The sequence below is a fragment of the bacterium genome, assembly GCA_029210965.1.
Lineage (GTDB): Bacteria > BMS3Abin14 > BMS3Abin14 > BMS3Abin14 > BMS3Abin14 > JALHUC01.
The window spans coordinates 1-11,945 of record JARGFZ010000060.1 but is presented as its reverse complement, the minus strand read 5'-3'; the positions used below and the strand labels follow the sequence as shown (position 1 = coordinate 11,945).

General features: G+C 52.5%; 9 protein-coding genes. 7 read left to right on the top strand and 2 right to left on the bottom strand.

The window, feature by feature from the left end:
• Positions 1-385 precede the first annotated feature (385 nt).
• Both P1S59_13655 and P1S59_13650 read left to right on the top strand, forming a co-directional pair.
• The gene (locus tag P1S59_13655; protein ID MDF1527282.1) at positions 386-1,975 is read left to right on the top strand and encodes a HEAT repeat domain-containing protein; all 1,590 of its coding nucleotides are present in this window, start codon (positions 386-388) and stop codon (positions 1,973-1,975) included.
• Between the two features lie 197 nt (positions 1,976-2,172).
• Positions 2,173-3,528: an HD-GYP domain-containing protein gene (locus tag P1S59_13650; protein ID MDF1527281.1), complete on the top strand. Its 1,356-nt coding sequence runs from the start codon at positions 2,173-2,175 to the stop codon at positions 3,526-3,528.
• Between the two features lie 113 nt (positions 3,529-3,641).
• Here the strand turns inward: P1S59_13650 and P1S59_13645 are convergent, their stop codons facing one another.
• Positions 3,642-4,220 carry a HEAT repeat domain-containing protein gene (locus P1S59_13645; protein MDF1527280.1) on the bottom strand — a complete coding sequence of 193 codons (579 nt, stop codon included), beginning with the start codon at positions 4,218-4,220 and terminating at the stop codon, positions 3,642-3,644.
• A gap of 65 nt (positions 4,221-4,285) precedes the next feature.
• Here P1S59_13645 and P1S59_13640 point away from each other — a divergent pair, with 65 nt between their 5' ends.
• The 3 genes from P1S59_13640 (at position 4,286) to P1S59_13630 (ending at position 8,132) form a co-directional block, all read left to right on the top strand.
• Entirely contained in the window at positions 4,286-5,896 is a 1,611-nt protein-coding gene (locus P1S59_13640; GenBank protein MDF1527279.1) for a peptide-binding protein, read from the top strand.
• Between the two features lie 245 nt (positions 5,897-6,141).
• Positions 6,142-7,152, top strand: a complete 1,011-nt coding sequence (locus P1S59_13635; GenBank protein MDF1527278.1) for an ABC transporter permease — start codon at positions 6,142-6,144, stop codon at positions 7,150-7,152.
• Positions 7,149-8,132, top strand: a complete 984-nt coding sequence (locus P1S59_13630; protein MDF1527277.1) for an ABC transporter permease — start codon at positions 7,149-7,151, stop codon at positions 8,130-8,132. The genes P1S59_13635 and P1S59_13630 overlap by 4 nt, the downstream gene beginning before the upstream one ends.
• Positions 8,133-8,209: 77 nt before the next feature.
• On the opposite strand, the gene P1S59_13625 is transcribed toward P1S59_13630, so the two are convergent.
• Positions 8,210-8,599 (bottom strand): four helix bundle protein, encoded by a 390-nt coding sequence (locus tag P1S59_13625; protein MDF1527276.1) that lies wholly within the window; start codon positions 8,597-8,599, stop codon positions 8,210-8,212.
• Positions 8,600-8,696: 97 nt separating this feature from the next.
• On the opposite strand from P1S59_13625, the gene P1S59_13620 reads away from it, so the two are divergent.
• Together P1S59_13620 and P1S59_13615 are read left to right on the top strand one after the other, a co-directional pair.
• Positions 8,697-9,563, top strand: coding sequence for a DMT family transporter (locus P1S59_13620; GenBank protein MDF1527275.1), 867 nt, complete (start codon positions 8,697-8,699; stop codon positions 9,561-9,563).
• Positions 9,564-10,947: 1,384 nt separating this feature from the next.
• On the top strand, positions 10,948-11,847 hold the full coding sequence (locus P1S59_13615) for a phosphatase PAP2 family protein (protein MDF1527274.1): 900 nt from the start codon (positions 10,948-10,950) through the stop codon (positions 11,845-11,847).
• Positions 11,848-11,945: the final 98 nt, after the last annotated feature.

Sequence of the window (11,945 nt, the reverse complement as noted above, 5' to 3'; positions counted from 1 at the left end):
TGACTTACGGAGTGAGTCATTGATTTGGGCGCCCCGCGCGGGGCGCATTGATGACTTTTTGCGAAGTCATCAAATTTGGGTGATTAGGGATGACATCATCCAATACCCATGGATGATGTATTTACAAATACCCCAAGTGCATGAGGTTTGCAACGAACCACTCGAAATCCACGAGTGTTGCTGGTGAATTTCGAGTCTAATTGTGCACTCGGGTCATGGAATTTGAAAATTGACCTTTTCCTGTTTTAAGGGCTGTGTTGTATTATGATGATGATACAGGAGTCTGTCGGAGAACCCATTCAGACTCCTGGCTTTAACAATTCATTTATCACTGTAATTTTGGAACTCGAAATTTGAAATTTGAAATTGATCTTTCAGGAGTCTCATGACCGATTCTACTACAGTCGCATTGCTTGTTTCCGAGCTGGTCAGAGCATTTAAGGCAATGGCCATGTATCCTGCCGGACACCCCTCTCGAGAGAGGTTTTTTCAGAAGCTTCAGGCCGACTTTTCTTCCTGCCTCAGCCTTGAACCTGTCATAAAGCTTAAAGTAGAGGGAGATGCTGTCACCTGGTCAGGTGAACCCCTGAGCACAAAAGATGGGTCCAGTCAGTTCCTGGCCAGGGAGTGTTTCACGCGGCAGGTCTCTTCACTGCGTTTCATGCGAGGGCTCAGCGCTAAAGATCTGGAGGTCCTCTTCGAACTGCTGGCAATGGACTCGGTGGTGATCAAGGGTGCCGGTGGGGCTGTAGAGCTGACCCGGGGCAAGGTATCCGGATCCTTTCAGTTGGAGCAGGTTGACTACGAAGGTATCCTGGGCCAGCGAGTAGAGATCACCGGGGAGAACCCGAGCCGTTACGCGTCAGAGACCTTTTCTCCGGTAGCGCCACCAGATGAGGTGCCTGAACCCAAGGCGGCGAATCTCAGTTTCAGGGATGATGGAAGTCCGGAGATCAACCAGGAAGAATGGCTTGCTGGTAAGCTCCGTGAACTGGACAAGGCTGGCACAGTAGCGCAGTACAAATTGATTTTAAGCGATATTTTGACCAGACTCAGGGAAACAGGTGGTATGGAGATCCCGGGTCTCGCCGCTGCTGTGCTCAAACACCTCGGAAAATATCTCCTGAAGCAGGTTCCCGATGAGATCTCAAAAATCAACAGGGAATCGATCCGTTTGCTTGCCCGGCCTCCAGCCCTGGAAGAGATGGTGGCCCAGTTGACGATGAGGGACCAGCCGGACAGAGAGGTTATCCAGGCGGTCCTCTATCACACTCACGATCTGTCCATATCGGTGCTCCTCCAAATGCTCGCCGATGAGAATGAGGCTTTTGGGCGCCGGACCATTATCAGTTTTCTTGGCAGGTTCGGTGATGCCTTAAGACCCCACCTTGATAAATGGCTCAGGGACGACCGATGGTATGTCGTCAGGAACGCTCTGGGTCTCCTTCAGGAGGTGGGAGGTCAGAAGGATTCAGCCAACGTCAGGACCTACCTTCAACACCCCCACCCGAAGATTCGCCTTGAAGCTCTGCGTTTTCTGTACAGATTTCCCATCCCGGTTGACGAGAGGTTAATGAACAGGCTTCTGGACGATGCGGATCTTGAGGTCCAGGCTCGTGCTGTCTATGCCCTCGGTGTTCTGCAGGGCACTGGGGGACTGCAGCGCTTGATGGCCCTTGCCAAAAAGCCGTTCTTCGGGGAAGGGGATGTGAACAGAAGAGCCATGGCGGTTAAGGGGATCGCACGAGAGGGTGGGGACAGGTCGATCCAGTTTCTCAGCGGTATTCTTAAGGCCAGATCTTTTCTCAATCCTTCCGGACGTGCAAGGGTCCAGAAATCGGCAGTGGACGGTCTGGTGGAGATAGGCGGGGCAAGGTCGGTGAAAGTGTTGCGACGATCTCTTTCCAGACTCAAGGGTGAAGCCTTTAAGACCTCCCAGGAGTTTCTGCGCAGGGAAGGTGGGGAAGAGCCGTGAACAGTGAAAGGTGAACGGTGAAAGGTAATATTCAAAATCCCATGTCCCAGATCCCATTCCTAATGCTCAGATTCTTCTACATTGATGGTCAGGAAGGGGCTATTTGAGGCTTTTTAGTGAATTCAATACGTTGTAAACTATTCACGATTCACGATTCACAATTCCCGGTTCACTGACTGCTGCTTCCGGAGGAAGCTATGACCCAGGACCCGAAACAGATAGAGCGATACAGGGGGATCATCAAATTCCTGGACAACTCTGTCAGGAACATAGCTCTCTACCCGCCTGAGCACCCTTCCGTAAAGGGGGTCTCCAAGCGGGTTTTCGATTTTCTCGTTGAGATCTTCGAGGCAAAAGAGGATGTTCTCATCGGGGTGATCAACGGTGTTCTATACGTGGACGACTACCTGTTTTACGAAACCACGCCTTACTCGGAAAACATACTCAAGGTGCTGACCGGTTTTGGGATCGATGATCTCCTCATCAGCCAGGGTGTGACCGAAGATGAGCTGCTCAAGCTGGTGGGGATCCTCAAGGTCAAGGAGCGAAGCAAGGAGACGTTCCAGAGGTTGATAGAACAGGATGAGCTGACCCACATCGGTCTGAAAAGCTTCAAGATGGGCCATGACGAAAAAAACCTGCCAACAAAAGGCCTGGAAACTTACAGGGACGCCATAAACACAATGACAGAGTTCTTTTCTGAAGTGGAAAATGGCCAACTGCCCCCTCTCACAGAGGCGGAAAACATTGTTGAAGGCTTTATGGATAACCTGGCGGACAACAGATCGCTGCTCATGCTGCTTTCCGGTCTTAAGGGCTACGATGCCTATACATATCAGCACTGTGTCAACGTGGGGATCCTTGCCCTCCTTCTTGCTGAAAAGGAAGGGATGGACGAGAAGAACATCAAATGGGCGGCTCTGGCCGGCATGATGCACGATATAGGTAAAGTACGGGTTCCTTCAGAGATCATCAACAAACCGGGTGGATTAACCCTGAGGGAGTGGGAAGCTGTAAAATCCCACCCTCTTCACTCTGCTGATGTGATCCGGGGTATGGGCGGTACTGATGGTCTGGTACAGGCTGTGGAAGGCCATCACATGCATCTTGACGGCGGGGGTTATCCGGTGAGATCCAAGGTGGAGGGGCCCTCCAAAATTGCCCAACTCATATCGGTTGTGGACGTCTACGACGCCATCACCACAGTCAGGGCCTACAAAAAACCGATGTCCCCGGTGGAGGCGATAACATTTCTGGAAAACGGTCGCGGTACGAGGTTCGACCCCCATCATGTGGATGCTTTCATAACCATGGTGGGCGCTTATCCGCCGGGCGCCATTGTGCGGCTGACGAGCAACGAGATCGGTATGGTGGTCAAGGCCGGGGATCAAGGGGGAAAACCGATATTGAAAATGATCATCGATGAAAAGGGGCAGCCCTTTGATCAGGAGCAGGATCTGGACCTTTCCGGAGCGGATGCCCATGGTCGGGTGATCGCTGCCGTTGTGGATCCGGTTTTGTATGATATTTCGGCAGAGGTGGCTTTCGCGTAAGGTCTAATCTCAAATTTCAGGAAGAGATGGCCTGAAGGATTCCCAGGTAATAGGTCTGGTGTGGTTAATGATTTTGTATTATTTGAGATCTGAGATCTGAGATTTGAGATCGATTATGTATTCGGTCTCAGGTTACCCAGTGCCACTGCCGTTCTGGCCCTCAGGAGTGGGTCCGTTGCTCCCCGAAGAACCTTGACCAGGTGAAGTTCAGCTGTTGGGTCACCGTTTCGGCCAAGGGCCTCTGCCGCAATACAGGCAGTTTCGGTGTCCGAAGCGATGAGGAAAGGCACCAGGAATTCGGTGATTCTGGGGTCCTGGTAATGGGACAGGGTTTCCATTACCATCTGCACAACTGAGATTTCCGGATCCTCGAGAACGCCGAGCAGCGGCACCAGCGCGCGCTGGGGTAGATGGATCTGGATGGCCTTGACTGCAGCCACTCTGATATCAGGCCCAGGATCCTGAAGAAGAGCCAGCAATCGATCCACCGATTCGGCAGTGTTCAGAAACCCGAGGAAGTGGATGGCACGGATCCGGTGGGGTTTTTCACCTGAGGAGACCGCCTCGAAGATGTTCTGCAGCCGCTCCATGCCCTCGACCCGGTCAAGTGCCCTCGATGCAGCGGTCCGGACCAGCGCCTCCGAATCCTGGAGAGCCTGGGTGAGCGCTTTTTTACGATCCGACAGAGCCATGGACATTCCTTCCTGCGACAGGTTGGTATGAATTCAACACCAATTATGGTGACAAGGAGGACCCTGTGTCAAGGATAGACAACTCAAAGTTTCTGATAGGCATCCTGTTTTCGTTCATTCTGATCTTTCCTCTTCCCGTTCAGGCTGCAGGTCCCGAGACCCCGGTTGGTGGGGATTGGCTTGTACGGCACATAGGAGCTGAACCGGCCACCTTGAACCCGGTCACCGCCACAGATGTGTATGAGAGCACCATTAACGGTTATGTCTATGAAAGCCTGCTGGAAAGAGACAACAGGACCCTTGACCTTGTGCCGCTTCTCGCCAGCTCCTACGAGGTGTCCCCTGACAAGCTCAGCTACCTCTTTACCCTGCGGGAAGGGTTGAAATGGCAGGACGGCAAACCGCTGACCTCCTCTGATGTTGTGTTTACCTTCAACACCGTAAAAAATGAATCGGTAGACGCTCCCCACCTGAGAAGTTACTACCGCAGTCTCGAGAAGGTCGAGGCGTTAGATGCCAGCCGCGTCCGGTTCACATTCTCTGAGCCCTATTTCAAGTCCCTTGAGATGATCGGGGGGATGTCAATAATCCCTCAGCACATCTTTTCAAGAGGCGATTTCAACACCCATCCCGCAGGCCGTTCGCCCGTGGGCAGCGGACCATATAAATTTGTACGCTGGGATACGGGCAAGGAGATCGTTCTGGAAAAAAATGATAGCTACTGGGGAGAGAAGCCGCTCCTCAACAAGATCGTTTTCAAGATCATTACCGATGAAACTGTGGCGCTGCAGGTCTTAAAGAGAGGGGAGATGGATCTGATGGCCTTGACCCCTGTACAGTGGGTTAAGCAGACCGAAGGGCGCAAATTCAACCGGGCTTTCGCTAAATATAAGTATTATCTGCCGGGATACTCCTTCATCGGTTGGAACAGCCGCCGACCTGTATTTAATGACCCTAAAGTACGCCGGGCAATGACCATGTTTATGGACAGAGACGCTATTCTTAAAAACCTCCGCTACGGGTTCGGACGGGTGGTTAGCGGAAACTTCTTCTACGAAAGCCCCGATTACGACAGGACCATCGAACCCTGGCCTTACGATCCGACAAAAGCAGCCGCCTTGCTTGAAGAGGCAGGATGGGTAGATTCCGATAGCGACGGGATCAGGGACAAAGATGGTGTTAAGTTCCAGTTCGAGTTCACCATGACTTCGGGGAGTCAATTTGCGGACCAGGTTTCCACCATTCTCAAGGAGGAGCTCTCCAAGGTGGGTGTCGAGATGAGTATTCGGCCCCTGGAGTGGGCCCTTTTTACAAAAATGCTGGACGACAGAAACTTCGATGCAGTCATCATGGGGTGGAGTTTGCCTGTGGAAGCCGATCCCTACCAGGTGTGGCACTCCAGTCAGACTGAGAAGGGCTCTAACTTCATTGGTTTTGCCAACCGGGAGGCGGACCTCATCATAGAGGAGTCCCGTGTCACCTTTGAAAAGGAAAAGAGGGTTCAGCTTTACAGAAGGTTCCACCGGATCATGCACGAGGAGCAGCCCTACACTTTCCTCTTCATGAATGAAAGCCTGGTTGCGTTGGACCGTCGCTTCCAGAATGTGAATGTTTACCCCCTGGGCCTCGACACCAGTGAGTGGTGGGTGCCGACCAAGGATCAGCGGTATCGCTGATCCTTGGAGTGCAGAGTGTAAAGTGCAGAGAGCAGAGTGCGGAGCAGGAAAGACGGAACAAAAGTGAGCCCAAAGCCCAAAGACCAATGCCCAAAGAAGGGGCGGAAATACAAATAGGTGCGTGCGTTAAGCGTATGTGCGCAAAGGAAAGAAATAACGATCCATCAATGATTTATGAGCAACTTGTTTGGTTTTGAAGTTACGCTATCACGCATGCACGCTCAACGCGCACACGAGGGAGTTTTTTGAACCTTCAACAATACCTCATACGCAGACTGCTGCTCATCATTCCCACATTTCTGGGGATCACCCTCATCACCTTCATGGTGATCCAGCTGTCTCCCGGTAACCCTGCGGCCATGAAGCTCCGTACTGGGGAGCAGGGAATGATGGGGGACGAGATGACCCGGGAGATCGTTGAAGGGACAAAAAGGCTCTACGGTCTGGATAAACCCATATGGATCCGCTACGGCATCTGGCTGAAAAGGGTCGTCACTTTCGATTTTGGTACCTCCTACAAGGACCACAGACCTGTGATGGAAAAGATCGCGGAAAGACTGCCCATCACCATTGAGCTTAACCTCATCTCCATCTTTCTCGTCTATCTCCTGGCCATACCTGTAGGGGTGTACTCTGCCGTGGAGCAGGGCACCATCAGGGACAAGGTCATGACGGTGATCCTTTTTATCCTTTATTCATTGCCCAACTTCTGGGTGGCGGTGCTCCTTATCATGTTCCTGGGGGGTGGCGATTTTCTCGACTGGTTCCCCATCTACGGGATCTCATCCCCCGGAATGGAAGGTGCCGTATTCCTGTCCCGCCTGTGGGATCACCTGTGGCATCTGATGCTGCCTGTGTTTTGTCTCACCTATGGAGGTTTGGCCGGTCTTTCCCGCTTCATGAGAGCCGGGATGCTGGAGGTGATCCGGCAGGACTATATCCGCACCGCCCGGGCCAAGGGTCTCCCTGAAAAACTCGTCATTTTCAAGCACGCCATGCGCAACTCCATCATCCCCATCATCACCCTCATGGGCTACCTTCTTCCCGGTATGCTCGGGGGCAGCATCATTATCGAGAGCATCTTTTCCATCCCGGGGATGGGGCAGCTCAGTTTCGAGGCGGTACTCTCCAGGGACTACCCGGTAGTTATGGCCATCGCGACAATTTCGGCCCTGCTCACCCTGGTTGGAATCCTCATATCGGATCTCCTCTACGTGTGGGCCGATCCGCGCATCACCTACGAGGCTGAAGCGTGAGAAGCACGCCGAAAAAACAGAGCTATACGAAACTTGTCTGGAACCAGTACCGGCGTGATCGGGTGGCTATCGTGGGCCTGATTTTTGTGCTCGCTCTATTCATTATTGCTTTGGGTGCGCCCTTTCTGGCCGGCAGTCGGCCCATAGCGGCGGTGGTGGACCATGAACTTGTCTTTCCCGCTGTGACCAGCAAAGCCCGGCTGGCCTGGGATCAGGCAGATATTACCCAACGGGGCTGGACCCTTTACCCGCTCATCAGGTATGGCCCTACCGAGATCAACCTTTCAGCGAACCTGGAGCCCCCCGGCGGCGGGCATTGGCTTGGCACCGATGACAGGGGACGGGATGTCATGGCGAGGATGATCTTCGGATCGAGGGTGTCCCTTTCTGTGGGTTTCGTAGCGGTTTCCATCTACACTTTTCTCGGGATATTCCTGGGGGCTCTGGCGGGTTACTATGGTGGAAAGGTGGACGTGGTCATCAGCAGATCCATCGAAGTGATGATGTGTTTCCCCACCTTCTTTCTTATCCTCACTGTTCTGGCCTTCCTTAAACCAAGTATCTACAACATCATGATCATCCTGGGTATTACCGGATGGCCGGGGGTGGCTCGTCTTGTGAGAGGTGAGTTTCTCAAGCAGAGGAAACTGGATTATGTCACTGCCGCCAGGGCAGTGGGAGCGTCTGACCTTCGTATTATCTTCAGCCACATCCTGCCCAACTCCCTGGCTCCGGTTCTCGTGTCCGCCACTTTCGGGGTCGCGGGAGCGATCCTGGTGGAGTCCTCACTGAGCTACCTGGGTTTCGGTGTTCCGCCTCCAACCCCCTCCTGGGGTGAGATCCTATCCCAGTCCAAACACTACATAGACTTCGCCTGGTGGCTCACCATCTTCCCTGGAGCCGCCATCTTCCTGACGGTGACGGCCTACAACCTGGTCGGCGAGGGCTTGAGAGATGCGGTGGATCCTCGACTGAAGTAGTTCGTGGAGCGTGGAGCGTGAATGAGTGGAGCGTAGAGCGTGGAGCGTAGAGCGTAGAGAGTGGTGAGTGTCGGAGTTCAAGCCGTTGGCTGTCGACACCAAGCCTGTGATGAAGCCCTCATTTTATGGAGCATACGAAGGATATGATCGTACCGATCATCCAATTCTCTATAATACTCCTGTGTTAAGTATCCAAAGCAATTGGCAAAGTCCAGCCATACTCTTGTTTCACTGGCCTCACTTTCGACAATTTGCAGGCTATGAGAAAAGGCCTTGGGGTGGTCTCTCGTTCGCCATGCTTCAGCTATGTTGGCGCATATGGAACGTGATGATCGCCGGACTTGGTCGGTCAATGAATATTTTTCTTCATCAGGAAAGGATTTTGAAAGTGATTGGATTTCGATGGCAGTTTTACGGGCGAGCTTGTAAACATCGAGATCTCTGTAATCCAAGGCTAATCGTCCCATGCACGGCGAGGTGCAAAACCGGGGCCATGGGGATTATATTACGCTCTACGCACTACGCACGCACGCTCCACGAGATTAAATAAAAAGTCCAATTCACATGGAAACGACCGCCCTTCTCCTTATTCTCATCTCCGCCTTGTTCCACGCCATATGGAACGCGGTTGTAAAGCATGTTAACGACCGCTTCAGCCTCCTCGCTTTGGCCCACGTCATGATGGCGGTGGGTCTTACCCCCTTTCTGGGGCGGACGGCGCTGGATCATGTGACCACTGTACCGGCGATCCTGTTTCCACTTGCAGGTGCGGCGTTCTTCTTTGCCCTTTACCACCTGGGAGTGGCGGGAGGCTACCGGAGCGGGGATCTCTCGGTGATCTATCCCCTCACTACCATGGCCCCTGCCCTGGTTCCCCTGTGGGGAGCTGTATTTCTGGGAGAGCGGCTGGCTGCGGCCGGGTTTGCCGGGATCGGTCTTATTATTTTCGGGGCTTATGTGATCCAGTTCAAGAGCGCCTCATGGTCGGCCATGGCTGATCCCTTCCGTCGGTTGGACAGATCGGTGGCTTTTGCTCTCGGGGCGGCCTTTTTCTACTCCCTGGGGGCTGTCTTCGACAAGGCGGGCATTTTCTACACCGATCCGCTCACCTGGAGCTACCTTCTCATCGTCTGCATGGCGATCCTTGAATCGTTATTTGCCGTGGGGATGCGCATGAGCTATTTGACCTTTGCAAAAGAGCATTGGAAGTCGGCCACGGGGATGGCTCTCATCCTCCTTGCCTCCATTCTTACATACCGTTACGCCCTGAAAGTAACTGAGGTCTCCTACGCGACATCCGTAAGGCAGGTGAACGCCCTGTTCGGGGTGCTCATCGGGATCTTCATCTTCCGGGAACGGCTGGGGGGCCTTCGCATGGCGGCGGCGTTGGTGATGGTGGTGGGAGTGGCGATCATAAAAACATTTGGCTAGGATCGCTCAACCGTTTGAGGGGGGGAGGGGGAGACAAAGCTGTTCCTTCGGAACGAAACGGGGAAACGGAGAATCGGCGAAACGGGGAAAAGGTCAGGTAACGGCGTGCCGGGAAGGGTATCCGAAATCGTTCGACGCGGGGACACGGGGACGCGGGGAAAGATCGGCATGGGAGCTTGGGAGAGGGGGAGAAAAAACTTGCATCGGCGTGTCGGGGTATCGGAGTATCGGCGAAAACCCAGGATCGTCATTCCGGAAATCACGGAATGTGTGATTATCCGGAATCCAGGGGGAATTTTAAGCAAGGACGCAGAGGATGGTTTCAGATAGGAACCGGTTCTCCTCGATAAAAGGATAAAGAAGGGACATTCGGGAGTTGGCCGGGAAATTGATATCCATATGCGGACCCTTGATGATCTTTTCCGTGTTTGTTATGTGGTCCTGGCTAGTGAGAAAGGGGTTTTGGGATTTCTGGGAGCACTTCTTCATGTGGCCGAAGATGGTGATCGATTACCGGAAATACACAAGAGAGCAACCCGGACGTCCCGGGATTCTATCCTATCCCGCATTATTCATGATGCAAATGAGATATCAGCTAACTGTGTGGCAATTAAAGATAAATGGGAATGGCGCTATAAGCATCATGAATTAGGCGGGGTTGAGCGGACATAGTCAGGAGAGGAGTTTTTCGTTCCGGCAAGGCGACTGTCCAGTGAGCGCGGAGGCATACTTTAGTATTCCGCACAAGCGAACGACTCAGCAACGCCGCCGGAACGGAAAAGAACCTCGTGAATAGTCCGGGCTATGTGTTTCTGGCAAGTCTTATTGGCACAATACTTTCATCTATCACATTGTTCATCGCAATTCATATTTTGATGCAATGGATTTGGCAGTTGTATTTATCAGGGGAAAAACGGATCAAGTCTCTCCCAGATAAAAAACCGATGACATCGAGTCATCGGTTTTTTATGGAGGCGCCCCCGCTGCACCAATTGCAGCGGGGGCTTAAGAAGGAGGTTCCCGCCTCGGGGCTTCCCCCGGAGGTCCATCTGTAAGAGGGTGTTGAACAAGATTGTGTGTTTTAACCTAATAACCCCGTTTGAATCACCTGCAATAAGTGTAGTGCAATATTTATTCCTTTGGCGGAGTAAGATCAGTGCTACTCCAAACCCCTTTAAAGTCGCGGTTTCTGGTTTTTAGCCTTCCCCTATATACCTGTTACGACCCCTTTATCCTGTGTCAAATCACCCATTCGAGGAGATTTGACACACCCCTTTCTCCATAAGGCTGGCAAACCTGGGGCGAAGGAGAAATTGACCCCGGGAAGGCTATCTGCTATCAAGATAGGATTTTGCCCAAACTTGCCTGGAATTATGGAGGATCGATGTCGACGAAAGAGGCCATTTTCCGTCCTGAAGACACAGCCTTTGTCATCTACCTGGTGACCGTGGCGGTCCTCGTCACCCTGTTTCATCAGGGCGTGGAAAAATGGTGGACCTACGTCGTGATCCACTCCTTTGCCGCGGGGCTCATCGTACCATGGCTCCGCTTTTCCACCGGGCACAGTCACCCGGTGATCAGGTTCCTTAGATACTGGTATATCCCCATCGTACTGGGATATTTCTACGAGCAGATCGATGGTTATATCCTCGGTATTCACGGGATGTACCTGGACCACTTCATCACCGGTTTCGAGAAAGCTTTTCTGGGCATACACCCTTCCGTGTGGCTGGAGCGATTTGCCAGTCCTCCCCTGACCGAGATCATGAAAATTTCGTACCATTCCTATTACTGGCTTGGCCCTGTACTGGGCCTCTCTCTCTACTTCAGGGGAGAATTGATGGCCTTCAGAAGGACTGTCTTCTCCATTGTTACTGCCTTCTTCATATCCTACCTCGGGTTCTTTTTGTTCCCGGTTATCGGTCCCCGTTATGTGCTGTCTGACCTTTACAAAGGGCCCCTTGAGGGTTATGTTGTCACCGCCCTTCAGGATTACATTATGGAGGTGGGCGACATCAACGGCGGCTGTATGCCCAGTTCCCACGTGGCAGTCGCTATGGTGGTTCTCCTTCTGGCCTGGGTTTACCGTAAGAAAATGGCTGCCTGGATGACCCCTTTCGTCACCATGTTGTGCATATCCACCGTATACAACCGTTATCACTATGTTAGCGATGTGGTAGCCGGTATAGTGGTAGGTCTTTTTTCCTTCTGGTTGGGAAGTGTAGTGTATGGTCCGATGGAACAAACCGAAATTGATGATAGCCGTTTGAAGTTTGGGGTTTGATGTTTGAAGTTTTTGAACCTGAAACTTGATAGAGTCGCAAAAAGTCCAATCCGGGACTTTTCGCTCCACGGAAAGGGAAAAGCGTCGTTTTCCCTTTC

Bases quoted from the DNA above. Each gene is read 5' to 3' on its own strand.
- P1S59_13655 (MDF1527282.1), top strand. From the start codon at position 386: ATGACCGATTCTACTACAGTCGCATTGCTTGTTTCCGAGCTGGTCAGA.
- P1S59_13650 (MDF1527281.1), top strand. From the start codon at position 2,173: ATGACCCAGGACCCGAAACAGATAGAGCGATACAGGGGGATCATCAAA.
- P1S59_13645 (MDF1527280.1), bottom strand. From the start codon at position 4,220: ATGGCTCTGTCGGATCGTAAAAAAGCGCTCACCCAGGCTCTCCAGGAT.
- P1S59_13625 (MDF1527276.1), bottom strand. From the start codon at position 8,599: ATGGGACGATTAGCCTTGGATTACAGAGATCTCGATGTTTACAAGCTC.
- P1S59_13615 (MDF1527274.1), top strand. From the start codon at position 10,948: ATGTCGACGAAAGAGGCCATTTTCCGTCCTGAAGACACAGCCTTTGTC.
- P1S59_13620 (MDF1527275.1), top strand. From the start codon at position 8,697: ATGGAAACGACCGCCCTTCTCCTTATTCTCATCTCCGCCTTGTTCCAC.